At 47.1% G+C, this 26,029-nt stretch carries 27 protein-coding genes; 9 read left to right on the top strand and 18 right to left on the bottom strand.

From position 1 onward, the window contains the following. Positions 1-15: 15 nt before the first annotated feature. The 5 genes from OXH39_18665 to OXH39_18645 form a co-directional block, all read right to left on the bottom strand. A complete protein-coding gene (locus OXH39_18665; protein MCY3552490.1) occupies positions 16-987 on the bottom strand; it encodes an acetyl-CoA carboxylase carboxyltransferase subunit alpha in 972 nt (323 codons plus the stop codon). Positions 988-1,111: 124 nt separating this feature from the next. Continuing rightward, positions 1,112-2,731, bottom strand: a complete 1,620-nt coding sequence (locus tag OXH39_18660; GenBank protein MCY3552489.1) for a BCCT family transporter — start codon at positions 2,729-2,731, stop codon at positions 1,112-1,114. A 106-nt stretch (positions 2,732-2,837) separates the two neighbouring features. After that, positions 2,838-4,118 carry a hypothetical protein gene (locus tag OXH39_18655; protein MCY3552488.1) on the bottom strand — a complete coding sequence of 427 codons (1,281 nt, stop codon included), beginning with the start codon at positions 4,116-4,118 and terminating at the stop codon, positions 2,838-2,840. Positions 4,119-4,570: 452 nt separating this feature from the next. Beyond that, positions 4,571-6,574: a DUF3352 domain-containing protein gene (locus tag OXH39_18650; GenBank protein MCY3552487.1), complete on the bottom strand. Its 2,004-nt coding sequence runs from the start codon at positions 6,572-6,574 to the stop codon at positions 4,571-4,573. A gap of 157 nt (positions 6,575-6,731) precedes the next feature. Beyond that, positions 6,732-7,817 carry an aldose 1-epimerase family protein gene (locus tag OXH39_18645; protein ID MCY3552486.1) on the bottom strand — a complete coding sequence of 362 codons (1,086 nt, stop codon included), beginning with the start codon at positions 7,815-7,817 and terminating at the stop codon, positions 6,732-6,734. Between the two features lie 284 nt (positions 7,818-8,101). Between OXH39_18645 and OXH39_18640 the strand changes: the two genes are divergently transcribed. The 7 genes from OXH39_18640 (at position 8,102) to OXH39_18610 (ending at position 12,078) form a co-directional block, all read left to right on the top strand. Beyond that, on the top strand, positions 8,102-8,230 hold the full coding sequence (locus tag OXH39_18640; protein ID MCY3552485.1) for a hypothetical protein: 129 nt from the start codon (positions 8,102-8,104) through the stop codon (positions 8,228-8,230). A gap of 189 nt (positions 8,231-8,419) precedes the next feature. Next, positions 8,420-9,691 carry an RNA-guided endonuclease TnpB family protein gene (locus OXH39_18635; protein ID MCY3552484.1) on the top strand — a complete coding sequence of 424 codons (1,272 nt, stop codon included), beginning with the start codon at positions 8,420-8,422 and terminating at the stop codon, positions 9,689-9,691. A gap of 191 nt (positions 9,692-9,882) precedes the next feature. Further along, positions 9,883-10,026 (top strand): hypothetical protein, encoded by a 144-nt coding sequence (locus OXH39_18630; GenBank protein MCY3552483.1) that lies wholly within the window; start codon positions 9,883-9,885, stop codon positions 10,024-10,026. Positions 10,027-10,073: 47 nt separating this feature from the next. After that, positions 10,074-10,289, top strand: coding sequence for a DUF433 domain-containing protein (locus tag OXH39_18625; protein ID MCY3552482.1), 216 nt, complete (start codon positions 10,074-10,076; stop codon positions 10,287-10,289). Between the two features lie 285 nt (positions 10,290-10,574). Continuing rightward, positions 10,575-11,090 (top strand): amino acid transporter, encoded by a 516-nt coding sequence (locus OXH39_18620; protein ID MCY3552481.1) that lies wholly within the window; start codon positions 10,575-10,577, stop codon positions 11,088-11,090. Further along, positions 11,087-11,473, top strand: coding sequence for a tautomerase family protein (locus OXH39_18615; GenBank protein ID MCY3552480.1), 387 nt, complete (start codon positions 11,087-11,089; stop codon positions 11,471-11,473). Before OXH39_18620 ends, OXH39_18615 begins: the two co-directional genes overlap by 4 nt. Before the next feature lie 29 nt (positions 11,474-11,502). After that, complete coding sequence (locus OXH39_18610; GenBank protein ID MCY3552479.1) at positions 11,503-12,078, top strand: zeta toxin family protein; 576 nt, start codon at positions 11,503-11,505, stop codon at positions 12,076-12,078. A 216-nt stretch (positions 12,079-12,294) separates the two neighbouring features. Here OXH39_18610 and OXH39_18605 read toward each other — a convergent pair whose 3' ends face one another. The 7 genes from OXH39_18605 to OXH39_18575 all read right to left on the bottom strand — a co-directional run bounded on the left by OXH39_18605 (position 12,295) and on the right by OXH39_18575 (position 18,590). Further along, the gene (locus OXH39_18605) at positions 12,295-12,936 is read right to left on the bottom strand and encodes a hypothetical protein (GenBank protein ID MCY3552478.1); all 642 of its coding nucleotides are present in this window, start codon (positions 12,934-12,936) and stop codon (positions 12,295-12,297) included. A gap of 159 nt (positions 12,937-13,095) precedes the next feature. Then, positions 13,096-14,487 (bottom strand): selenium-binding protein, encoded by a 1,392-nt coding sequence (locus OXH39_18600; protein ID MCY3552477.1) that lies wholly within the window; start codon positions 14,485-14,487, stop codon positions 13,096-13,098. A 30-nt stretch (positions 14,488-14,517) separates the two neighbouring features. After that, positions 14,518-15,396, bottom strand: a complete 879-nt coding sequence (locus OXH39_18595; GenBank protein ID MCY3552476.1) for a hypothetical protein — start codon at positions 15,394-15,396, stop codon at positions 14,518-14,520. A gap of 13 nt (positions 15,397-15,409) precedes the next feature. Further along, a complete protein-coding gene (locus tag OXH39_18590; GenBank protein MCY3552475.1) occupies positions 15,410-16,360 on the bottom strand; it encodes a DUF362 domain-containing protein in 951 nt (316 codons plus the stop codon). A gap of 111 nt (positions 16,361-16,471) precedes the next feature. Next, the gene (gene murQ / locus OXH39_18585; GenBank protein ID MCY3552474.1) at positions 16,472-17,356 is read right to left on the bottom strand and encodes an N-acetylmuramic acid 6-phosphate etherase; all 885 of its coding nucleotides are present in this window, start codon (positions 17,354-17,356) and stop codon (positions 16,472-16,474) included. A 27-nt stretch (positions 17,357-17,383) separates the two neighbouring features. Further along, positions 17,384-18,307: an ATPase gene (locus OXH39_18580; GenBank protein ID MCY3552473.1), complete on the bottom strand. Its 924-nt coding sequence runs from the start codon at positions 18,305-18,307 to the stop codon at positions 17,384-17,386. An 88-nt stretch (positions 18,308-18,395) separates the two neighbouring features. Then, positions 18,396-18,590, bottom strand: coding sequence for a hypothetical protein (locus OXH39_18575; GenBank protein ID MCY3552472.1), 195 nt, complete (start codon positions 18,588-18,590; stop codon positions 18,396-18,398). 670 nt (positions 18,591-19,260) lie between these two features. Between OXH39_18575 and OXH39_18570 the strand changes: the two genes are divergently transcribed. Beyond that, positions 19,261-20,202, top strand: coding sequence for a YCF48-related protein (locus OXH39_18570; protein ID MCY3552471.1), 942 nt, complete (start codon positions 19,261-19,263; stop codon positions 20,200-20,202). Here OXH39_18570 and OXH39_18565 read toward each other — a convergent pair. From OXH39_18565 to OXH39_18545, 5 genes are all read right to left on the bottom strand, one after another. Next, positions 20,199-20,591 (bottom strand): DUF2752 domain-containing protein, encoded by a 393-nt coding sequence (locus OXH39_18565; GenBank protein ID MCY3552470.1) that lies wholly within the window; start codon positions 20,589-20,591, stop codon positions 20,199-20,201. The two genes, OXH39_18570 and OXH39_18565, sit on opposite strands and share 4 nt — an antisense overlap. Continuing rightward, positions 20,584-20,970 (bottom strand): DUF4234 domain-containing protein, encoded by a 387-nt coding sequence (locus OXH39_18560; protein MCY3552469.1) that lies wholly within the window; start codon positions 20,968-20,970, stop codon positions 20,584-20,586. The genes OXH39_18565 and OXH39_18560 overlap by 8 nt, the downstream gene beginning before the upstream one ends. Positions 20,971-21,010: 40 nt before the next feature. Further along, on the bottom strand, positions 21,011-22,060 hold the full coding sequence (locus OXH39_18555) for a BMP family ABC transporter substrate-binding protein (protein MCY3552468.1): 1,050 nt from the start codon (positions 22,058-22,060) through the stop codon (positions 21,011-21,013). Positions 22,061-22,132: 72 nt separating this feature from the next. Continuing rightward, entirely contained in the window at positions 22,133-23,752 is a 1,620-nt protein-coding gene (ggt, locus tag OXH39_18550) for a gamma-glutamyltransferase (GenBank protein ID MCY3552467.1), read from the bottom strand. Positions 23,753-23,811: 59 nt separating this feature from the next. Further along, positions 23,812-24,108: a glutaredoxin family protein gene (locus OXH39_18545; GenBank protein ID MCY3552466.1), complete on the bottom strand. Its 297-nt coding sequence runs from the start codon at positions 24,106-24,108 to the stop codon at positions 23,812-23,814. 330 nt (positions 24,109-24,438) lie between these two features. Here OXH39_18545 and OXH39_18540 point away from each other — a divergent pair, with 330 nt between their 5' ends. Further along, a complete protein-coding gene (locus tag OXH39_18540) occupies positions 24,439-25,431 on the top strand; it encodes a Gfo/Idh/MocA family oxidoreductase (GenBank protein ID MCY3552465.1) in 993 nt (330 codons plus the stop codon). A gap of 30 nt (positions 25,432-25,461) precedes the next feature. Here OXH39_18540 and OXH39_18535 read toward each other — a convergent pair whose 3' ends face one another. Beyond that, positions 25,462-25,875: a WD40 repeat domain-containing protein gene (locus tag OXH39_18535; GenBank protein ID MCY3552464.1), complete on the bottom strand. Its 414-nt coding sequence runs from the start codon at positions 25,873-25,875 to the stop codon at positions 25,462-25,464. Positions 25,876-26,029 lie beyond the last annotated feature (154 nt).

The following is a 26,029-nucleotide window of genomic DNA, read 5'->3' as shown; positions in this document are numbered from 1 at the left end:
TTAACTGATAACTATTCAAGCAGTATCTTTGCCATAAAGCCCGATGTGTCGGTAACGTTCGTATCTTTGTTGGATGAGTTGTTGAGGGGTCATCTGCATCAATTCGGTGAAGTGTTTCCGCACCGCACGTTTGACGTTGCGTACAGAAGCCTCTGCATTCCTATGTGCACCACCGAGCGGTTCACGAACAACTTGGTCAATGATCCCTAATTTAAGCAGATCTGGGGCGGTAGGTTTATAGCCTTCGGTCGCCTCTGGTGCATGTTCGCCCTTGTCCTTCCACACAATGCCACTGCAGGCTTCGGGGGGCGCAACACAGTAGACGGCATATTCCATCATCAAAACACGGTTTCCGACTGCGATTGCCAAAGCCCCGCCACTCCCACCTTCGCCAATAATAACGACGAGAATTGGGACACGCATCGTCATCATCTCCGCAAGATTTTCAGCGATCGCCATCGCCTGCCCATACTCCTCGGAGCGGAGATCAAAATGCGCTCCAGGGGTATCAACAAGGCAAATTAAGGGTCGGTTGAACTTATTTGCTAACTGCATCAACCGTCTCGCCTTGCGGTAGCCCTCTGGATGTGTGTAACCAAAATTCATTTCCTGCCGCTCTTGAAGATTCGTGCCTTTCTGCTGTGCGAGGTAAACGATAGGTTGCTCGTCGAACCATGCGAAGCCCCCGATGAGTGCGCGGTCATCACCGTAGAGTTTATCGCTGTGGAGTTCAACAGGCTCATCAAGAAGTGCGTCAATATAGAAGGAGGCTTGCGGACGTTGCGGATGCCTTGCTAACCGCACTTTATCCCAGCGGCTTAAATTTTGGAACGTCTGTTTTGTGAGCGTGTCCGCATTCTCCTTTAGTGCCGTAATCCCATCCGTGAGGTCTAACTCAGGGTGCGTTTCCGAAAAAGCATTTAATTGGGCAAGATGCCGTTCCAACTCAATAAGAGGTTTCTCAAATTCTAATTCTGTTGTATTCATATTTATTCGCTTTCGGCTTTCGGCGGTTGGTTAAGCAATGTTTGACGCAATCAAAACTTCTTAACCAACTGCCGATAACCAATGACCATTCTTCCGACTGTCTGCTGCTGACAGCCGATTGTGATTAAGATTGACGTGCCTCCTTACTAAGCCCGATCCAGACACAGACTCCCATTCCCAACAGCACAATCGCGAAGGGAAAACCTGTCGCGAGGGAAGCAGCTTGTAACGCTTTTAGCCCTCCGCCAAGTAAGAGTGCAATAGCGACTAATCCCTCCGCAGTACACCAAAACACACGTTGCGGTATCGGCGCGTCAACCTTGCCACCCGCTGCGATGATGTCAATAATCAAAGAACCGGAGTCCGACGAAGTAACGAAAAAGACGATCGTTAACGTCATACCGACACAAGAGAGCAGCGTTGTCCACGGAAGTCCTTCAAACATTTTGAATAGGGCAAGTTCGTAAGTATATGTCTCAACATTTTCGGTTACACCCGTGTAACCCCCAGTGAGGAACTGGTGAATAGCAGTGCCACCAAAGGCACTAAACCATATCAAACATAGCAACGTTGGTAGAAGCAAGACAAAGATTACAAACTCACGAACCGTGCGTCCCTTTGAAATGCGAGCAATAAATGTACCGATGAACGGTGCCCAAGCGATCCACCATGCCCAGTAGAACGTCGTCCAATCGTAGAAGAAGGCAGTGTCTTCACGCCCAATCCAGTTGCTGAGCGGCACAATCTTCATAATATAGGTGCCAAGTCCAGAGAAAAGCGTCCGAAGAATGTAGAGCGTTGGCCCCAGAAGGATAACAGCCGCCAATAATACAAAGGCAAGAATTATGTTGAATTGACTAAGACGTTTGATACCGACATTAATCCCAGTCATTACTGATACCAGAGCGATGGCCGTAATTATTACAATCAGCACGACCATAGTGAGACTGTTCGCCGGGATCCCAAACAGATAGTCAAGTCCGGAGGTTACCTGTTGTACCCCCAAACCGAGAGAAGTTGCGAGTCCAAAGATACCTGCGAATATGGCGAGGATATCAATGATGTGCCCGGGCCACCCCCATATCCGGTCACCAAATATCGGATAAAAAGCGGATCGGATGAGGAGCGGCAAACCCCGATTGTAGGCGAAAAATGCGAGAGCAAGTCCTACGACACCGTAGATCGCCCACCCTTGTAAACCCCAGTGGAAGACCGTCGTCGCTATCCCCAAGGAAGCCGCCGTTTGAACCTTGGGATCCTCAGCGTCTGGGACATTTTCAGCAGTATAGACCGTCTTTGGGTCATAAACCGTTTCTGTCCCCAGCGGCGAATAACTACCACCCTGAAAATAGGTAACCGGCTCCGACACGCCAAAGAAGAGAAGCCCAATACCCACGCCTGCAGCAAAAAGCATAGCAAGCCATGTTAAGTAGGAATATTCAGGCTTCGCATCTGCACCGCCGAGACGCACTTTACCGAGTGGCGAGAATGCCACAACCAGACAAAAGAGAAAGACTAAATTGGCGGTAATCATGAACAGCCAATCGAGGTTTGTGGTGAGCCAGACTCTGAGATCTCCAAAAAGTTTTGTTGCACCCTCTTGGAAAATGAGAGAACCTATGATAAAAACAATGATAGCGATACTGGAAATAACAAATACAGGTGTGAGATAAATCTCTAAACCGAATAACTTCTTGTACTCTCTTTCCTGCATGTATTGTGGTTGTTGTCCTTCTTCGTGCATTTCAAAATTCTCCTTTTTTAATGGCTGTCAGCAGTCAGCCGTCGGCTTTCAGCAAAGAGGTCTTCTCATGTCCAATGGTTTTTGAAAGCCGAGAGCAGAGAACCGATTAGAAATAATAACCGAAGTTGAAATTAACTCGCCAATGCAACACGTTATTTCCATTGGCACCAACATGATTCACCCCTGTAAGGATATTCCCGTAGTCATCATCCGTATTACCGACAAAAAAATTACCGTCGGAGAGTGCGAAATCACTATACACATACAGTGCGCCCAAGACTGTCCAACTTGCGCCGAGTGTCACGAGCATACTCGGATTGTAGTCATCTACAGTTTTGAGAATAGTGCTCCACTCTGCATAAGGCGTAACACTGTCAATCCATGAGATGCCAGAAGTATCTATACCGCCGTATCGCAGCGATAGGGCAGGTATTAATCCTTTTGATGCGACAGGCCATGCGAAGTCGTAAGCCCCCATTGGAATGAGGTCCCCGGTACCCCAGGGGGTTTTGTCAGTGATATTATGCGCGTAATAAGAAAATTGCGAAAAGAGCGTGAAATCCGCGAAGGTGTTCTTCGCATGTGCGGAGACAGCATAGTGGTTACCACCATCATCGCTCCCAACATTCGTCCCCTTCAGCAATCCGTATTGTAGCGATACACCGACATCTGCGATGTTCTCAAGAGAATAGATTGCACGAACGTTAAATTGGTGCTGTTCATCAAACCCGTTTTCACCAGCACCCCATTCAACATTTCCCTTCGCATCCGCTTTCTCTTCCCATTTGACGACATCATAACTGTAGCGAGAACTCGCCAGGCTGCTATACTTTATCAACTGAGGATCACTCATAGGGTAATAGCCCACATCAAGCGTCAGCTTATCGAAGGTATCATTCCATGTGACCCCTAAGTCCATATCGTCGGCGAGCCCGACATAAAAATGCTGATCAAAAAACCAACTCGTAGAAACACCATAGGCGGTCGGTCCGAAGGGTGCCCGTACAATACCTGCTTTAAGTGTACCAAAATCACCCAAATTATACCCCAACCATGCAGTGTGTATCATACTGTAGCCATCATACCACCGGTATTCAAGCCGACCGATGATGTTGTTATAGTCAAGGTCGGCATTGAGACGGAATATCTCAAGGTCAACATCACCGATTTTTTCGCCTCGGGGATGTGGATTATCCTCATCGCCATAAGCACCATAGGCGTAATTTACACGCATCGCCCCGCCGACCTTAATCGGGCTTTTTTGGGGGACTGCAGCTTCAACAGCCTCAGTCGCTTCTTCAGTTGTATCAGCAGTAGCAAATAAAGAAATAAATAGCAGAAGTGCAATACTGAACCCAAAGGTGTATTGATATTTCCAATTTTTCATAATAAAAAAATTCTGTGCCTTCCATATTTAGGCACAAAACTTCCCTCCTTGGTTTGGTAATACTGTCTAACCGTGATAAAGAATAATCTAAGTTGCTGCCTTGGAAAAACAATAAACATTATAACGATTTAAGCAGCAAAGATGTTGGGTTTCACTGTATTTCGTGGAGGGTGGGTTTCGCGTTCCAAAACACCTTTTTTCAGAAGTGGTAATTTGCTTGTCTCCGTTCAACCCAACCTACGAGAAACTTGGCAAAACAGTGCGAATTCAACCGATAAAAGCGTATGAGGGTTACCTCCTATTATATTACAATTTCGTAATTATAGGTCTATTATAGCATTATTGAAAAAATAAACAAACAAAATGAGAGCCAAACGTCTTAAACGTGGCAAGCGTGCGTTAAAAAATAAAAACTCGCCCACAACCAAGTTATGAGCGAGTCAAAAACACATTTATTGCATCTGTCCCATACTTTGCATCATCGCAAAGGTATGGATAAGCTGCTTGAAATCGCCGAGAGTGAGTAGCAGCTTCGTACCAATTCCGCCATCCTGCACCTTGGCAGAAAAACCGATGCTGTAGTTCTCCGGTAGATTCATAAACATTCCGGACAACATCTGCATTCCTGCAGCAGTATTCGGATCTGACATCTCCGCGATAATTGGTAAGAGGTCTTTAACCATGGTCATTGGTGAAATTGCTAAAAATAGATTATTTTCCAATCCCAAGGTCGCGACGAGTTTTTCATAACTTGGCTCTCCAGAGAAACGAGGTCCGGTATCACCCCCTGCGTTGTTATCCAGACTCATCGTTATTAACTCCTTGCTTCCGATAGCCATCAGTAATTGATCATTGGCAAAGGCATAGTACCAGTGCCATTCGTCGGGCATCAATCCAGCAGCTTCGGGTGGCATCTCTCCAAGGGCAGCACCGAAATTAGGGAAGATGTAACTTTTGATCTCAACGCCGTTGTGCATCGTGGATTCTCCTTGATGCGCGCCTTCGTACATGCCGAGACTGGGAACATCTCCTATCATCTTTTGAGCGAATTCCATTGAGGTTTGGAGTTGTTTAAGTAATTCCTCTTCCATGTAGGTCTTCGCCTTCTGTTCATCTTTGAGTCCATAGACGATTAAATAGTCAGGGAGGAAACTACCTCTAAAATTAGCGGAAAAACTCCATTCCTCAGCGAGAGCCTCATAAAAGTCCTCTGACTGTTTAATAAGCGACTCAAGTATCTTAGCCTGTTCTGGGTCAGAGTCTTGTGAAAACACCTTTAGCCAGAACATACTCATCTGAACCATCAATTCGGGTTTACCTTGAAAAGCACCGTTCATAAACGCCCGATTTGGGAGCTCGCCGAGGCGTGTTAATTCATTAGGGGTCATCTCTTTTAACATGTTCTGAATTTTACTGTCGCTTTTGAATTTCAGGAAAGGTGCGAGTTGTACATCGGTGCCCTCCACTACGAGCGTCGCGCTTAGAGATTCCACCTGCATAAGCGTGTCTATCATTGAGGCAAATATACCTTCAAAGAAAGGTGCTGCCGCCATAGCGGCGGGATCGCTTTCAAGACCGTCCCTTATTAATTCCGACTGCTCTTCAATCGAAGTATTCAGAGCAGGTGCAATTGACTCAAAACCAAAGTGCACCGCGAGTTGTGCTTTCCCTTCTGAAACGCTATGGAGAAACGGACTGTAAGCTGGATGGGTTATGATAGACGGTTTTGTCCCTTTGTAGGTATCAATGACACTTTCACAGACCTCAGGCGACCGAGTGAAAACGAGAATGTCATCTATGATAGCAAAGCTTCCGCCGCCGCCAGCCGCGTTCCAATAGCTGACACCGTTGTATTCCGTGGCGGCACTCCCTTCGCTTTCCGCCTCAATTACCTGTTTCATGGCTGCAGAATCTGTTAGATGTACGGTTGCGGACAGGTCAGACGGGTTCGAGGATGTCATGAACATTGCAAAATCTTGATTCAGGTCCAGCCCAATTTCCTGTAACTCAGCAAGGCTCTCAAAGCCAGCCCCGAATCTATCTGCCAAGATTTTGGCAATTATTTCTGGATTTTCAGCGGTCGGCATCAAGTCCATTGCTAACATATTAACCCGATCGTCCAGTTCAGCTAAACTCGGACAATAAATAATTCCAAATGTTTGTTGGGGTATCAGATGCAAAACACTGCTGCTCGGAATTTCTATCGTTGGCATCACCTCTTCAGGTTCAGGCTCATGCTCCATTTCCTCTTCAGCCGCGTGTAATTCTCCCTGTGCTTCTTCTGATTTCTGTTCTACAGTTTCCCGTTCTTCGTGGCTCTCCTCTGATTCTTGTACGGGTGGTGCTTCAGCGATAGCTGGTGTCGGGGGTGTCTCTTTCGCACCGCAACCAACGAATATAAACGTCGTCAGTAGTGCTAACACAATAAGGGGTAAAGACAAACATCTCTTCATCATCAATTTCTCCTGAAACGTGGGACAACCTATTGGTACGTCCTCGCTAAATTAGTCGTCAGAACTTACACAGCACCCTTTGCTGGCGAGGTTTAAAGCCTCGCCACCGGCGTGCGGGATGTAGGTGCTCATCAGCAAATTGCGTAAGTCCTAAGTGGTATCAATTTTGGGTTTGTGTAATTTTTTCCTGAAGCGCATCAATCTCCTCGTTAGAGGCTAACACGCCGATTTCAACTTCATAGTGTCTGCGTCCACCGGGTTCAATATGCTGTAGGGTACCCCGTTCACGTTCTTTTGCCCTACCCTCTACGCCACAGTTTGATGGTTCTAAGCCGAGGACATAGGTGCCTTCACCACACATTTTCCACTGGACAAAACGTGGGAATTGCGTCTTGTGGTAGCGTACCGATACGCCGATGCCTTGCCCTTTGTTAAAACTTCGGTTTACAAGCGCGACGTGGATGTGATTATCAACATCTGGTTCCATTTCATGGTAGTAAACCTGCTCTTGGAAATCAACAGTTGGCGGGTCGCAGAGATTATAATTGTTCAAACTTGCGGCAGCATGTTCGTCGCGTGGTGTGACCTGTGAGGAGGGGGCAAGCAGTTCGCTGTCCTGCGTAAGGATTGGAAATCCAACATTAATATGGAAAAGGTACATGTGTGGTGAATCGTGGTATCCCAAGTTCTCGACAATATCCTCAACATGCAACGTACGCGAACCTAACTCGGTCCAAATCCTACGGGTGCGAGAGAGGTTTTCGCCCAGAGCGGCGGTCTCTTTAACCCTGCCTTGTGCCCATAGCATGTAGCGTTGTCCTTCCCACCGGCTGTCGACCCAAACATTTTTTGCCGGGGTATATGAGACTCTACCGTGAAGCCCTAATGCCTCATCGTCATCTTTATTCGGCACGCCGACTTGCCGCATCCCACAGGTCGTCAGCAAGCCACCGTAAAAACCCCGTAGCCAGCCGAGTCCTTCGGGTTCATAATGCGCGGGATTGACATCACCCGTACTTGAACGCCAACAGAGGGGAACACCCTGATACTCCGCATAAGAGATATCTAACCCTCGACTCGGCAGTACAGTGAAGTTAAGACCGCTACCTGTTCGGAAGTCGATTGCGTCAACACCCTTTTCGTTGCCATCTGTCAGCTGGTACGTTTTGGCATGGGCAATTTGTGACACATCTCCAACGTGACGAAGCAGTTGCATTCTGTCATACGTTGTTCCATATAGGTTCATTAAATAAGGTTCTCCTTTTTGGGTGCAGCTTGAGAGTTTCGATCTAAGGGCATTGTTTTCAAGCCCATGTTAAGAAGAGGGATCAAAGTCTTGTATAAACCGAAGAAATTATAGCACAGTTAGCAAAAAAAAGCAAACCTTTCGTTCTGAAATCTCAAATGTGTAGAAGCGATCGCGCAATCTCTATCAAACACAACTTTCAATTGTCTAAGTTTCAGTTTTGTGGTATTCTTAGTATTCCTGAAAACGACTTGTAAGCTCATATCTAAAAAAGGAAACTTTCCGTGATTGAAACTATAAGAAACAAACTTGAACAGATTGTTGAACAGGCTTGTGCTGCTGACACCAACATTTTCGGTTATGACATTTGGACCCATCACCAGATTAAACGAGCAGGAAGCCTCGCCTTTTAAGGCGGGGAGGAATGCTTGTCCTCGTGTGTTAGACCGTAGCGTTTTTGATAAAAAACACTTGACTTTTTTGCGAAAATATGGTTTAATATACATATCACGTTGGAAACCAGCATGACAAGCGTAGCCTCTCGGTTACGTGCTGGTTTCCTCCCACTTGTCAGGGGATAAACGCGTGATACGTGAACGTCCATGAGATTAACCTTTAAGTATCCTGTGTATCCTACGCAAACACAGGAACAAACATTGTTAGCGTGGTTTGACCACCTCTGTGAACTTCAGAATTCTGCGCGCAATAATCGCAAGTATGCGCACGAAGAAGAAGGTCGTTTTGTTTCGCGATATGACCAGGAACAACTTTTGAAGATTGCTCGTGAGAAATATGACGACTTTCGTGAAGTCCCTCAAGATTTCCAAGTTTCTGTCCTCAAGCGCGTTGAGAAAGCCTTTGATGCGTTCCGTAAGCGTTGCAAAGAAGGAGCAGAGAAAAAGGGCTACCCTCGCTTTAAAATGCGTGTCCGTTCTCTGACGTGGTGCTTGCGAAAGCACAAACTCAAGACGGGTGAACGTGTCCGCCAAAATCCGATAATAGAAACTGATTTTAGACACAATCGCTTAAAAGTGCCAAAGTTAGGCGAAGTCAAGATATACATGCACCGCCCCCTTCAAGGCGATCCCAAAGAGGTAACAATCGTTAAAAAAGCGAGTGGTTGGTACGCACACATCTCTTGTGATATAGGCGATACACCGAAGGTAGAACCAACCGATGCCATCGCGGTTGATGTCGGCACAACACACTATCTGACGACCTCCGAAGGCGAAAAAGAGGACAACCCGCGTTGGTATCGCCAAGCAGAAGGACTGACGCGTAAACATTCTAAAGACCTCTCTCGTAAGAAGTTGGGAAGTAACCGTTGGCGTAAACAGCAACACAAACTCGCTTTACACCATGAGCGAACAAGCAACAAACGCAAAGACTTTATCGGTAAATTGGTTTTCAAACTGTTTCATCATCAGAAAAACAACGTTCTCATTTCAGAAGATTTGAGAATCTCAAATATGGTTCAGAACAAACACCTCAGCAAGAGTATCAGCGATGCGTCTTGGGCAACCTTCTTTCAGTGGGCTGGGAACATAGCCGAAAGAGACGGTTTCCACTTCCATCAAGTTGACCCCAAGCATACCTCGCAAACTTGCTCGTGTTGTGGTATCAAGTCGCCAAAGAAAGTTGCGTTGGCGATACGCACTTTTAACTGTCAGTTTTGTGGCGCCTCTATCGACAGAGACCACAATGCTGCGATAAACATACTCTTTAGGGCAGCTGCTGCCCTTCGTGGAGAGCGGTGGGTTGCCACCCTCTATGAAACGAGAAACAACCCGAATGAAGCGTTTGGTTTGAAGAACCCCAATCAGTTATCGCTGTTTGACGGTTTGACACAAGCCTCGCGCTTTAGCGCGGGGTAGTTGACGGTCCGATTGAAGCAGAAAAACTCCTTAAGCGTTTCGGCTACCCAGAAGGAAAAACGGAAGCTGTCAAGGACGCTATCGCAACACACCGAGCGAGTGTAACAGTAAAACATCGGAGTGCAGAGGGAGCATGTCTCGCTAATGCCGATGCCATGTCCCATATTGAGGGAGGACCTTCACTTTTATATTTGGCTTATGTTCATCATGGAATGGGAATTGATGAAGGTAGAATGTGGGTTAAGGCAAAACTACAACGGAGTTGGCAGAAGTTACGAGAGGATGTCCAAGACATCGTTAGAGACAAGTATGAAGCAGCGTTGAAGGTCCTCTGACAAGAGATTTTATATAAATTTTTTCAAGGATTCAAGGAGGTTCACCAATGAAAAAGGAACAGATCGTTTCGCGCAACCCAAAAGTGATGAACGGAGCCTTAGTTTTCGCTGGTACTCGTGTGCCAGTCGAGATTTTGATTCAGTATCTAACGGCAGGCGACTCGCTCAAAAAGTTTCTTGATGACTTTCCGACGGTATCCCAAGAACAGGCTGTCGCGTACCTTGAGATGACGTTAGAGGTTGCCGATGCGCGTATTGCTTGATGAAAACCTGCCGCATCAGCTGCGAGAATTATTTGAAAACAACATAGAAGTAGTTACACTATAGTTTGGACAATTTCTGTCAGGGTCATGTCCAGTTTTCAAAGCGTTCTGATTTTTCTCAAAGTTTCTCATACAAATCCAACTTGCAAAAAAATAAACTTGAACACACCAAAACGCAGCCCCGTAGGGGCGGTATCTGTATAGAAACCGTTTCTCCCAGGGTTCAAAGCCCCGTAGGGGCGGTATCTGTATAGAAATCTATCTGATTGTGAATGTAAAAATCTTATGACCGCTGACAAAGTTCACTGGTTTCTTGATCTGTTTGATGAACTCGGTATTAAAGTTTGGATTGACGGCGGATGGGGTGTTGACGCGCTGCTGGGCGAATGCACTCGGAAGCACCAAGACTTGGATATTATCATCTCATGGGAAGATTCAGCAATACTCACCGAGGCACTCTCCGAGCGCGGCTTTGTTGACATCTACACCGACGACCGTAAGGATCGAAACTTCGTAATGGGACATCAATTGCACGGAAAGATTGATTTTCATGTAATTGAACGGACCGAGGATGGCGGCGCGATCTACGGTCCAGGGGAAATTGATTGGATTATCTCTGAATTGGAGCTAAACGCTGTAGGCACTATTGGTGGAAGGCAGGTTCAATGTTTATCGGTGGATTACCAGGTGCGCTCACACACTGGATATACATTGCAAGATACAGACTTTGCTGACCTACGTGCATTGCAAAAGAAGTACGGCGTTAAGTTGCTCCCTACGCAGATTAAGGAAGCATCATGATTATCGTATACGGAATCAGAGAAAAATTGAACCCAATAAAGACGAAACTATCAAATGTCATTCACGGGTGTATGCAGTCTGTTCTTGGTATGCCAGAGGACAAGCGAGCACACCGCTTTGTACCTATGGATAAAGAAGATTTTTACTATCCCGGCGGTCGTACAGATGCCTATACCGTCATTGAAATTAATATGATGGCAGGTCGCCAAGCAGAAACCCAAAAAAGACTTATCAAAACACTCTTCAAAGAAATCGAAAGCCAATTGTCGATTTCTCCTACAGATGTTGAAATCACAATAAAAGAACAAGCACCCCACTGTTGGGGATTCCGTGGTATAACAGGCGATGAAGCCAATGATCTAAAGTATAAAATCAAGGTTTAACAAGGCAGTTATACCACATGGAAAAATATATGTCTGCAATAAACCAGTGTTGTTTTATTATCGGGGGTGTACCCCAATCTGGAAAGTCAAGCCTTTCAAAAAAGTTGCGAGACAAACTTGGAGCGTCAATTTTCCCTTTGGACGCAATCGTCTCTTCGATGCACGACGCGTTCCCCCAACTTGATATCACGCATTTCACGTCAAACCCGCGAATCGTTTGTGAAAAACTTTCGACATTTACCCAAGCATTGGCACGACATGCAAAATATGAAGGTTTGAATTTTGTCATAGAGGGGTATCATATATCCCCCAAAACCGCCTCTGTTTTTCATAAAGAGGGCTTTAAGTGCGTGTTTTTGGGTTACGTGGATGTCAATGTTGAGGCAAAAATCACTGAAATACGGACATATACCCGAATGGATCATTGGACAACATCTCTCTCAGACTATGAATTAGAGAACCTGATTATCCGGTATCAGAAGGAAAGTCGTGAGATCCAAGCAGAATGTTTTAAGTTAGGAATTCCGTTTGTGAAAACTAATCATGTCCCAGCAGCGATTAATCAGGCATGGACAGAACTTATGGTGAATCAAGAAGGCATATAGCATCTGAGAAACAAGAAAGCAGCGTATGGCTTATACAAAGCCATGATCCTTAAATACTAAATTTTGGACAATTTCTTGTAGCCATCACCTATCGTTGGTCCCGTAGGTTGGGTTGAGCGGTAAAAACTCAATGCCCTTGTGTCGCCACCTAAACTGCAGTTCGCCAATACCTGCTTCTGGTAAATAGATAGAGCGAAACCCAACAAACCTACTACTCTAATGCTTCCAGAAAAGGATAACAACACCGGCAATCATCAAAGCGATGGACCACAGCAGATCCATGTTAAACCACGCCTTGCGAAGCAGCGCAAGTCCTACTACCTCGTAAACGATAACTGCCACAATCCCCGTCACAAGGAGAAAGCTGAGCGTATGTACCCCAACTGCCGATAATAACATTGCAGCGTCACCCGCCATGCTTGCAGGTGCGTGGTGTGTATGCCCTGAAGCCTCGGTCGCAGGCGTTCTCAACAAAAGCGGTGCCAGCATTAAGCCCGCCCCATGCGCCGATGCCATCAGGAAGGACCAGATCGTTAAGTCTTTGAAGTTAACACGCATTCCGACCCATCTCGGATGTCGCGCGCTGAAAAATTTGTACACGCCAAAGCCGAACAATACGACAGCACAGGCAATGCGAAGAACATCCTCCGGCAGCTGCCGTTGTGCCAAGGCGATGACGAAAACCACGGCTGCGATGGATATTGCGTGTCCAAGTGCCATTGGAAAAAGGGCACCGATAACCGCGCTTCTCCGTTTTTCCTGCATGCCTAAAGCGACTGCAAAAAGCCATCCCATCCCCGGATTAATGCCGTGATATACGCCGAGGAGCGTGTAACCTAACCATGAAACAGTGTCCATATTTTATAATTTTCCTAACGGTGCGTTCAGGCGAATTCCTTAAACGGGATCCGTCGCCGTAGATACGCCTTCAACGTTGTTGAAGACTTGAATTGCGTTAAAAAAGGGCTATTGCAGGCAATAGCCCTTTCTTCTATCCTATCGTTTTTCCTTTATGTTTTATGGATAACAGAAAGTATCAGAAGAACTGTCGCCACCTTGCAACCGAATCTGATGGGCACGACTCTCGCCAAAGTCCACGAAGAAGTCGGGATCCAATTCCAGCCCGCCGTCTTCCACGTTCACATCAGCCTTCACCATCCATCCGTTTGCGCCGTCGGGATAGAACTGGTTGTCCCATGCAACGTAGAGGGAATTGGTGAAGTAGAGACGCTTGCCATCTCGACTCAATTCAACCATCTGCGGACCGCCACTTACGGGTCCAGCAGCCGGATGCGGATGCGATTTTGTAATTCCGCCGATTTCAAGAGTACCTGTATGCTTCGGGTTAAACGGATCGGATACGTCGTATTGCAACATCTCCCCAGTTCCCCAACAAGAGACATACAGAAACCGATCGTCCAACGAAAGAATATGATCGGTAACGAGCGGCGGTATCATTCCGATATCCTTCAATGCCGGAGGTAAGTCATCCGGGTTTTCAGGTGCCTGCGCGGGAATATCAATAATCTTTTGAATGCCCCAATCGTCTCCATCTTTGTACCACGTCCAAATCGAGCTGGAGAGATCATTCATATTCAACACGGCATTGACGAACCCATGTGCCTTCGTTGGATCGTGTGCGGGACGTAATTCTAAGATCATCTGATAGTCATCGCCCAAATCCAACGTTTGGATATTCTTCCTGTGCCGGATATCCCAAATATGGATTTTATGCCCGAACTTGCGCTCACCTAAATCTTCAAGGCTCACACCGTTCTCAATCATTGCAGGATATCCCCATTCACTGGTAACAGCAACATCATAGCCCAAATGCCACCAGAAATCGTAAGAGAGGGATTGAGAACCGCGTTCGACTTCCCACTGCCCCAGGATATTGAAGTTATAGTGATCCATGAGGAAAATGCCACCAGGGCCTTCCTCCGAACCGGCTGAAGCCAAAGCACTGATATAGATCCCTTCGGGACCACAATGCACCGTATGCGGACGGGTATATCCAGAACGCGACTCAACTTCATTAGCGTCCAAAGTTTTAATGAGCTTCGGTGCCTTGGGGTCTTCTTTCACATCAAGGATGTAGATATGAGAACCCCGTAGTGCCGGCACAACGAGGTAACGCCGTTCTATATAAGGGTGCGGTGCGTATGGACAGAGTGCTGCACTACAGGCGTTCCAACCAAAGTGGTGGATTTCGTCACGAACGCCGAGCTCCAACTTATTGACGATTTCGCCATAGGTATCAGACGCTGAGTTGAGATCAACAACACACATAGCATCAGGTTTGTCGTCGTCCCGAGGTGCAGCAACATAAGCGACATCTTCAATAGGTGCCTCAATCGCCATTTTCGGTGATGGGTAAAAAGTTGGGTCAGGTTTCCACTGTTGTAACAAGATTTATTTCTCCTTTTTATCAGTTGTCGGTTATTGGTCGTTTTGTGCGCGGTCAAGCCAACCGGGAAGCCTGATGCCTTCGGAGAGTTTCCACGCAGTTAAATAGAGCGAAGCCGTCCAACGCACGGATTCACGTGCCTGGTCAGTCGTAAAATCAACCAGGGTGGGTGTTGGGTCTTTCAGATTTTTCCAATCTTCCGCGATTGCGTAAACACTGTCCACTAAACTGAATCCGGCTTCGACTTGCTTCACTATCGCAGGCATCAAATCGCCGACAGCTTCTACTTTTTGTGTTTTCGCGAGTTCTATTGGGTTCAGTTTCAGCATCTCAATTGCTGAATCGACTTTCTCATGGATACCGGCATGTAAGCGTGTTCCGTCCTCTTGCCTAATCCCATCAAAATTAATGGTTAGGTGCAAAGGCTGACACATATCCTGCGCGTAGTGTGCCAGGAAACCAGCATAGAGAAAGCATTTGTTCTGGATCATCGGGTTGTCGGGCCACTTGCGATGCTCTGCGAAAGCAACAGCGAGTCGCTCTGTCCACTCCGCGAGTGCATAGGGGAGGGTGCCAACCTTTCGGGGTTCAAGTCCGAGTTCAGCACATAATTTAAGATGCGCGTCGCGTCCCTCTGGAATCGGATTCCCTTTTAGCAATTCTACATCAATGTAGTGTTCACCGTATTCAGCCTGTCGGGCGTGCGGTGTGCTACGTTCCTTTGATATATCAGGATCGTAGACGCAATGAGCGATCATTTTTTCGGCGGATCGGAAAAATTCAGGCATCTCTTCGGGAAGTGCTTTGACGGATGCCTGTGTGAGGATATCGTGTCCACCGCCCCACCATGCACATACCGGGGTCGTGAGAATGAGTGAACACAGAATTAACGCACAATAGAAACGTTTCATAAATCTCCTTCTATTAGTCAGCGGCAAGATATTCTGCGGGACTTGCCTCTTGCCATTGGAACTGCAGTTCAGCCGTTTCATGCGGTTTAAACGATGTCGCGACCGTCTCTACAGCGGGTCCAACGATGTCAATCTCGTTCAAATCTGCAATGCCGTAGCCTAATTCGTTTGCGTAATGGAAAAGCCCAATCTCCAACGGCTCAAATCCCATCGCTTTTGTCGTAACAGCGTCGGCTGCAAATACGTCTCCACTCACAACTGCGATACCGAGTGGAACAGAGTCGGTGCCTCCAGGTCCATTGCCCTGTAATCCAACAGTGCCATCAACGATGGCGATATCGGGTCTGAGATGGCGCGAGACACGGAGCAGGTTGATATTGAGCGTTTGTGCTTCGCGTGGGAGCACCCGATCTGCGTGGCTGTGGTAGCCGTGCATTTTAATCCGGTCTTCCTTGTGCAGCGTCCCCATAATCATGTTTTTCATCGCGAGCGTCACGACTCCGGCATCATGCGTCTTGGCAATAGCGACAGAGATCGTGCAAGGACAATCCAGGACGATCTTCGGCATCCTCACGGTATCCTCATTACGCTCAGCGAGAAAGACCTTGGTTTCTGCCCATTCGGTTTCTTGATGCAAATCGACAAGTCGGATCGGGATATCGTATTCTGCTTGAAGTGCCTCATAACCGAAAATCTGGAACGCCTCGCCAGAAAATTTTTCATTCGCGCCTTCGGCAATAATGACTTCTTCGGGCGGCTGTGGCGTGCTCAACAGAAAATCCAACGCGCCGCGCATTGCATCCACATGTGACGAAGCGAGTTGATTTGTGCTGGAGAGGAAATTCGGTTTCAATAACACCTGCTCACGGACCTTCGGTGTGAGTTCCTCTCGTATATTGTCTAACGCTTCAAAAACATTAGAACGTCGCCTGCCGGTTTTGGCAAGCCCAACTTTGGTACCCATCAATTTCTCCTTTAAATTGCGCGCTTAGAGAGCGCGTCTGAAAGGATAGACTAACACGTGCCGCTGGCGAGGTTTCAAACCTCGCCAGCGAAGAAGCTGCGTAATTGTGTTTTATTCAAGAATTTGTCTCAAAAATCCAGAATGCTTTTCTAACAGTGCATTTGCATCTGTTGGATTTAGTCCTTTTGTAAGCATTACAATGGCGAGTTTCGCTCGTCCACCCGCCTCTGCTAATGCTATTTCAGCTGTCGCTGCGTCTACTCTGGTGACGGCTTGAACAATCCGAATGCTCCTCGCGATCAGTTTGGTGTTAGAAGCGTGCACATCTACCATCAGATTGTTGTAGACCTTGCCCAGTTTAATCATAGAAACGGTTGTCAACATGTTGAGAACCAACTTCGTGGCTGTCCCTGCCTTCAACCGAGTCGAGCCTGCAATAATTTCCGGCCCGACGATGGGTGTAATGAAATGCGTTATCCACTCCTTTAGTTCCTCAGGCGGTGGGACGCAGCAGAAGAATATTGTTGTCGCACCGACAGTGTGTGCTTCCTTCAAGGCACCTATAACATAAGGTGTCCGTCCACTGCTCGCAATTCCAACGATCACATCCTGAGGTGTAAGTTGCTGTTCTCGGGCAGCGCGCGCTCCGCTCTCAGGCTTATCCTCCTCATCTTCCACCGAGCGTCGTAACGCTACATCACCACCTGCGATTACTCCTTGGACCATCTCTGGGGGTGTGCTGAAGGTCGGTGGGCACTCGGAGGCATCTAAGACACCCAGCCTACCGCTCGTTCCTGCACCCACATAAAATAACCTGCCACCAGAACGAAATGCATTGATACACAACTCTATAGCCCGCGCAATTGCCTCAGATTCTGCTTCTACCGCCGCAACCGCTTTCCTATCTTCTTCATGGAAAATCCGAACGATTTCTGATGTTGACTTCAGATCAATGTCAACAGAATTCAGATTTTGCTGTTCCGTTGTGGACTGCATGCATCCCTTCACTGGTGATAATTCCGACTACAAATTCGCTTGTGCTAACAACACAGCACCATACACAGGTTCATGTTTCGGGAGTTGAACGGATGCTTCCGGTTGAACTTTCGCAAACCGATGGCGCAGTTTACTCGCAAACGTCGGTTGATGAATGAGGTTACCGCCACTGAGAACAATGTCAAACGGTTCCTTGAATTCTAACTGCTTAATAACGCTCGCTGCGGCACAAACGAGTTCATCAGCAGCCTCATCAACAATACCTTCTGCAACCGTGTCCGCTGTTTGGGCAGTATCAAACACTATTTCTGCCAACTGCGCAATGGTATCTCGACTCGCGGCGTGCACCCAGCGAATTAGTTCACTTGGTTCACTGAGTTCAAGTCTACTGAGAATCCGATTTGTCAATTCGGTCGAATTACCCCTACCATCAGCGGCACGCGCAACAGCACGGAGTCCTTTTATGGCGATATCGTAACCGCTCCCCTCATCACCGAGCAGATACCCCCATCCACTCGCGCGTGCTTCCTTGCCATCAGCGTTGATACCGTAGACAATCGCACCGGTCCCTGAAATGACAATTACACCTTCCTGTTTCTCCGTACCACCGACAAGAGCGATATGAGCATCGTGCGTCAAGATACGGTCCTCGCTGATGCCAAGTTCATCGCAAATCCTGCCAATTACACTTCGGTCTTCGGCACGCCCCAAACCAGCCATTCCTAAACAGAAGCGGATGGGACTCGTAGATGGGACACCCGCTTTTTTGCAGAGCTTACCGATGATGCTTTCCAGAACTTCCCGCATCTTCGCCTCGCCAACGACATGGTAGTTTGTTGGTCCCGATTGTGCTTGCGCGAGGTGTTGCCCCGTTTCTGTCGTCAGGATTCCAATCGTTTTCGTCCCGCCGCCATCAATACCGATGATGTACATGATATGCGGATGTAGCACTCCTACGATGTGTAAAGTTTTTGGAAGCCAGGATTTGAGAGATGTTTGTTAAAGTAGTATGCTTGGGATCCACACGCGGTCTCCGCCCTTATTTCAAAATAGCGACGACAACAGCACAGATAGCAACGATAATAGAAATCGCTGTTAAAATAACATGGCGTGTCTCTGCCCGACCCTCCAATTTCCCTTTGACCCATGAAATGTCTGACTTAATATTGGAAATGTCGGCACGTACGCTCTCTAATGTAGACACCACCATTTCTTCAAATTTGTCTTGATTCATTTTCGTCTTTCCTTTGGTTGTCTGACAGTTATCCCAGTTTTGATCCGCAGCTGGATTCTTGGGTTATAGTGAAGCTTATAATTACTGGTGCATCATCGCTTGGTGTTTTCAATGAGGTCTAAGAATTTAATGGAAGAACCTTTGTTTCTTACTTTGGCGGCCACTGATGCCCATCCAGTTCTTTTGGCAGTTGTTTAGGGTTTTCAGGTGAATCACGGATTTTCGCGAAGTGGGAAACACTTGCCACAGACCAACAGTCTATGCTACAGGGCCGCACTTTATATTAATCGCGCGTCAAAAACTTTACACGCTTGCACTTCTGTAAACACTTGACAACTCACTACAGATTTCGTATAATAATCCAAATTGCTACTTAAGAGGTTATAGGCAATCTGAATTATGTAAGTATGCCCTATTTCGTGCAGTCGAGACTAAAAAACGCCCCATTTTGTGCAGCACTTTCTCTGAGTTTTGCAGGAGACTCCGCCAATATAGTCCTGTTCAGATTGGCACGGAACTTGCTAAGCCTAAATAACATACGTTCAATGCCAGTATATAGATCGGTTTGCTTCCGCCCAAAAGTTATGTATGGGTGGTAAGTTGGATTATAATAGTATAGTTTATCACGACTTAAAAATAGATGCAATAAAAATTTAATTTGGGGGTCAAAATGCAGAAGAAACACTACCTCGCGCTTATCATCTTGTGTGGAATTGTTGCCTACTTTGGTTGTTCGCAAGATTCAATGCAATTCGAGTGGCGAAAACTCGAAAGCAACACAGGCGAACATCTTTACGGTGTTCATTTCGTAGATACGAAACACGGCTGGGCAGTCGGCACTGGAGGGACAGTACTATCCACTGTCGACGGTGGAATAAATTGGAAGGCGACATCGGTCTCAGCGGACACACTAACACAGGTTAATTTTATGACACCGAACAATGGCTGGACGGTCAGTATTGGGAAGGTGCATTATACAGGCAGCGGTGGTGCCTCGTGGAGTCTGCAACACCAAGCACGTGGTAAGAGTAAAACACCTCCGGGGATATTGGATCTGCATTTCGTCAATACAACGGAAGGCTGGGCAGTCGGCGGAAGAGGCACTGTGCTCCGAACAGAAAACGGGGGAAGTCGTTGGGAAAATCAACTGGATTTGTCAGATAAACATCTATGGGGTGTCTATTTTGTCGATCCAGAACATGGCTGGATTGTTGGCGAAGAAGGCGAAGTACTTCACACCCAAGACGGCGGGAAACGATGGGTTCGGCAGAAAAGCACCGTCGAGCAACCCTTATTCGCCGTTCATTTTGCAAACCTAACACGCGGTTGGATCGTTGGAACAAACGGATTGATTCTTCATACCGCGGATAGCGGAATAACATGGACTCGACAACGGACACCTGTCAACCAAAATCTGCGAGACGTGGCGTTTCGTGACGAAAAACGTGGGTGGGCAGTCGGTGAAAAAGGGTTAATCCTTCATACAACCGATAGCGGCAATACATGGAACCGCTATCCTACTCCCGCGCAACACAACTTGCAGGACATTTACCTCCTCAAAAACGCCGGTTGGATCGTCGGCGCGAAAGGGACAATTCTGCGGAGTTATTAGAATTCAAACTCTAATGAATTTTTAATTTTTGTTAGCCAGATAGACAAACAAAGAATAATTCCACCGATAACAATCAAATTCTGGGTTACTGGTGAACGACGATTCCATGTTTTTTTTAACCATATCGGGAAGAATGCTGCTGCAATAGTCAATCCAATAACGAAAAAAGAGAACGGATGGTAACCCCAGGCATCTGTGAACTGCCCCTGCGTTAAGGCAAGGCACGCTCGTGTCATCCCACACCCAGGACACACCAAATCCGTTAACGAATGGAATATACACGGAATCAGCGAAACCTCCGCTGGCGATATTTCAGACACTGCAGTATAGAGTCCTACTACACCCAACCCAATAAGGAATAGACGGGAGAGAGACGTATGGTTAAACATTAGGATTTCGCTCGTAGAGTCTGTTAATTTGGTGCTGCTGAACAGCAAGTGAAGCGATACCAATACCAAAAATCGCTAACAAAACACAGATAACTGGCAGACTCGAATCGAATACCAAATCATTGTCAGCCTGTACGGTATTGATACCGTTCGCCATCTTGTACTCATAGTATATACCAAAGATGCCACAAGTGATAATCGAAAGAAAGAACCACAGCCAAAAAGAGTACTCATTTCTGCTCATCCAAGCATTGAGTGTCGCCATCTGCTTGTATTGCCAATAAAGCCCGTAGATACCACAAGTAATTATACTTAGCAAAATGCCAACTACGAGACTCCGTTTGCCTTCAGACTCTGGATACGGGTATTGATTCAGCATAAAATTCTCCATTTTGAAGAAACATGAGATTTGTTAGGCACTATTCGCGTGGGAGCGAAACCGTATCAGGAACAACAATTTCGCCAGCAATGATTTCTGCCTTCAGCGATTCAACAGTCGTTATGATGTCGTCTGAAAGCAATGGTTGGTTGTGTTCATCAACAGCATAACTGACACCACCATCTGCTATACCGAAGTATCGGATACCCGCCATAAAATTGTCTTCAGCGGCTTCCTGGATGATGCGCTGTACAGAAGTTGGAATCTCTTTTGTCATACTTGTCAAGACAATTCCAGGAGCAAGATGGTTACCATTGGAGTCAACCCAAATGATGAACTCTTCTTGTTCCTGTGCTGCTTCAAGCACGCCTTGACCGGATCCACCAGCAGCGACGTAAATTACATCAATCCCGTTTGTATATTGCGCTAAAGCCAGTTCCTTTGCTTTTTCAGGTTGACCGAAACCTGTCGCATCCTTGCTAATATATTCCACAGCGACTTCCGCGTCTGGATTGATTGCGTGAATCCCAGCAACATAACCTGCTTCAAATTCTTGTAACAGCGGGACATCTGCACCACCGATATAGCCGATCTTGTTATTTTCCGATTTTAAAGCCGCAATTGCCCCGACCAAAAACGATCCTTCGTTGGATTTATAGTTCACAGAAGCCACATTTGGAATATCAAGCACAACATCAAATATCGCAAAATTGACATCGGGAAATTCCGGTGCGACGCGCGCAAGCACATCTTCCATCTGATAACCCGCTGTCAAAACAAGTTCCGAATTCTGCGCTGCATCTCGTAGGAGCATCTCTGTTGCTACAGGATCATCTTCATTACCGTTTGCTTCGGTTAGTGTGATGCCAAGTTCTTCCTCAGCAACTCTTACACCGGTATGGAATGCAGTGCAGTAAGCCGCAGAACCAACACAATCGCTTGGATATATCATCGTTACACGAAGCGGGGCAATATCTGTTTCACTTGACGGTTCAGAAAGAATTACGTCCTGAATCGTACCACAACCATAAATTAAAAATAGTCCGAATGCTAAGAAAAGGTATTTGCTCAAAACACGTAAACTTTTCATGTTCCCTCCGTAAAACTTTTATGATAAATATGAAGTTTGAAAAATTTATCGGTAATTAACGGCAGCCTCAGATTATACGCCTATCGCGTATCCATCACGCCGCGGGTCAGCACCACCCATAAAGCTTCCTTCTTCGGGATCAAAAGCGATACCGTGCCCACCTCCCACAGTTGCTGTCCAGTCGGGTAACACCTCTACCTCATGCCCGCGTGCTTCTAACGCTGCACGAACGGCAGCGGGGATGCGTCCCTCCATACTGACATGCGTACCGGGGTTTACTAACCGAATGCGTGGTGCCTCAATCGCCGCCTGAACGTTCATGCCGTGTTCAATTAGATTCAACACCATCTGCAGTGTCGTCTGAAGGATGCCGTGGCTTCCGGGTGTACCAATCGCAGCAAACGGATTCCCATCCTTCCAAACTTGGCACGGCGACATGCACATCTCTATCCGTTTATGCGGTCCAACGGCGTTCGGACTCTCAGGAATCCTGTCAAACCAGTTCATAAAGTTGTTGAGGAACATCCCCGTTGAACCGAGAATTACACCTGAGCCGAAGGGTTGTCCAAGACTCTGCGTCACAGCGACGATGTTGCCCTCTGCATCAGCAGTGTCGAAGTGCGTGGTACATTCGGTTGTCCAGTCATTAGCGATAATCTCACCGGGGAGTTTGTCCTTTGACCAACGCTCACCACCACTGACTGCAGCCTGTTCACCAATACGTTCGCGTTGTGCCTGTGCATAGTCTTTTGATAACAACCTTTCAATCGGTGGATTCGGACGCGGGGCGTATTCGGCTCTGTCCGCACTCGCTAATTTAATCGCTTCAATCAGTAGATGCAAGTATTCTGGGGTATTGTGTCCGAGCTCACCGAGCGCATCGTTTTCTAAAATATTCAGTGTCTCCAGATATTGAAAACCCGAACAGGGTGGAGGTGGACAGTAGACTTCGTAATCTTTATAAGTAACAGAGATAGGTTCCTGCCACTCCACTTCAAAGTCAGCCAAATCCTTTTCGGTAATCAGTCCATCAGTTTCCTCGGAAAAACGGACGATCTCCTTAGCAATCTCACCGCGATAGAACGCCTCTGCACCGCCTTCCGCAACCGTGCGAAACGTTTGAGCAAGATCCTTCTGCACCAAAACCTCGCCGGGATGTGGAGTTCTCCCTCGTGAGGCGATAACCTCTTCGGCTCTTTCCGAAAAATAGGGACGCGCGCCCGCAATGAACTCCGCATTCTTGACCGTGACAGCGTATCCGTTTTCAGCAGATTCAATCGCTGGAGCAAAGATGTCGGCGCGATCCATGCTTCCATAGCGGTCTAAGAGTGCCAACCAGCCGCCACATCCACCCGGCACCATTCCCGCACGGATGCCAACCTGCTGACTTTCGAGTGTCGGATAGACATCCAGCGTCGCTGCATAAGGGGCAGTGCCCAGATAATCTATCACGCGGTGTGTTTTTTCCTTCGCACTATAAATCAACATATACCCGTTACCAGCAATACCCGACATATAAGGCTCAACGACGTTGAGTGTCGAAGCCACTGCAACTGCTGCATCGAACGCATTGCCCCCAGCGAGCAACATACGTGCGCCAGCAAGACTCGCAAGCGGGTGAGCACTTGTTGCCATTCCGCGCGTCCCCGTTACCGTGGATCGGTGTGTTGTACCATGAGATGGAAAAGCCATGCGTATCTCCTTGTTCTTTTTTATTGCAAGTTTTATAGCAGATTTTAGAGTTAGCGAGGTTACAAACCCCACCTACCTATTTGGGGTATAAACCTCCAAAACCGGTGCCATCGCAATTGCCACACTAACTTCCAATAGGTGGCACGATGCACAAAAAGTTGTTGTCCATCTAATTCCAACACAGGAATCAGATGCTTGTATTTCGTGAACAGTCCCAGATTTTTGGTGATATCGATTTCCTCAACCGTAATAAACGATAATTTTGCTTCAATGCTTTGCAGCACTCTCTTTGCATCTTCACAGAGCGGGCAATCCGATTTCGTGTAGAACTGGAGTTGGATCGGTGTAGTTTTCAACAGAATCGCCTAAAAGCCGAAGTGAAGTTCACGTTTTTCAGTCAATCCAAAATCAATCTGACTTCGGGCGTAAATTGCGAAATGATAATCTATATCGTAAAGCACATATCCATGAATTGCAAACGAGCCACAATTCTCTTGTAGGAGGGAACTCCGATTCCCGACTCTTCTCTTGCTGACTGCTGACTGCCATTAACACAGAGTTTAGCACAAGTCGCCAAAAATCGCACTCATTTTTTATAATGAACCAATGTGGATTCTATGATAGAATCATGTTAGACCTTACCAGATGTTTTCGGCAATCACAGGTTTCAAATAGGAGAAAAAGACGTGAAAATCAGACTTGCACAATACGGTATTTCCCACGACCATGCTGGGGGGAAAGCCAACGTGATGAAGACAAGTGACGAAATCGACTTCGCCGGTGTCTTTGAGCCATCACCAGAAGTCCGAGACACCCTTGGTCAAAGTTCGGTTTATGACGGTGTCCACTGGTTCACATCCAAAGAAGAAATACTCGAAGATGAGACAATCGTTGGGGTTGCAGCGCAGGGACGTGTGTCGCAGAACCTCACCTTTGCACGGGAGATTCTTGAACACGGCAAGCATGTTTGGTTCGATAAACCTGCCGGTGATAACCTCGATGAATTTCGAGAGGTTTTAGACATCGCACGCGACAGAAACCTGCTCGTTCAACTCGGTTATATGTTCCGATACAATGCTGGCTTCCAGTTTATCCTTGACTGGGTGCACTCCGGCAAACTCGGTGATATTTTTTCAGTGCGGGGACGTATCTCATCAGGCCCTTCAAGTGACGCACATTGGCAACGTTGGGATTCACTCGGTGAACACTCTGGTGGAATTATGTTTATCCTTGCCTGTCATCTCACCGATATTATCGTCGCATTGTTGGGACAACCCACACGGGTGACACCCTTTTCGAGGCACGACGGACACGACGTGCCGTGGTATCGAAACAATACAGCAGCTGTGTTTGAATATCCGAGAGCGTTAGCAATTCTTGAGTCAACGTCATTGGAAGTCGATTCGGGGAAATCGAGACGATTAGAAGTCTACGGGACACGCGGCAGCGCAATTCTTGAACCACTGGAACCGCCAGCCTTGCGATTGTGTCTTGACGAGGAACGGGATGGATATGCGAAAGGTTGGCAGACAGTGCCTGTGGAGCCGCGCCCGCGCTATGTCGAAAGTCTTCGGGCGTTTGTCGCTGATATTCGGGGCGAAAAATCCCCTGATCGCTCCCTCGACCACGAGTTCACAGTTCAAGAAACAGTGCTACGGGCAGCAGGACTACAACAATAACCCAAGTTGCTATCTACTGTAGATATTCCGTCACCGCTGGCGAGGTTCTCTAACCTCGCCAAAAGGTTGTTGTATTTGGGGATTTATCTCCCAGATGAGCACAGAACCGTCGCCACTACCACTCACGAGGGTTTTTCCATCAGGACTGAACGCGATGCTGTTGACTGAAGATGTATGTCCCGTCAGTGTTTTCTGGTATTCGCCAGTGTAGGTATCCCATAAGTTGATCGTGGCATCAAAACACCCACTTGCGATTGTTTTTCCATCGGGGCTGAACGCTAAACTGTACACCCAATCTTTATGTCCCGTAAGTCTCATCTTGGTTGTTCCTGTCTCTATATCCCAGAAAAAAATGATGTTGTCTCCCCCACCACTTGCGATTGTTTTTCCATCGGGACTGAACGCAATACTTCTAATCCACTCTGTGTGTCCGGTAAGTGTCATCTTGTTCTCACCAGTGTCAGCGTCCCAGAGACGTACCGTATTGTCGTGATTGCCACTTGCGACGGTTTTCCCATCAGGACTGAACGTGACACTTTCGGACCTAGTAGTCTGTCACAATTATCTTGATAGTTGATCTAAAATCTGGTATCCTTAG

The organism is Candidatus Poribacteria bacterium, assembly GCA_026702755.1.
In the GTDB taxonomy this organism is placed as follows: domain Bacteria; phylum Poribacteria; class WGA-4E; order WGA-4E; family WGA-3G; genus WGA-3G.
This window is presented reverse-complemented; position numbering and strand designations above follow the sequence as displayed.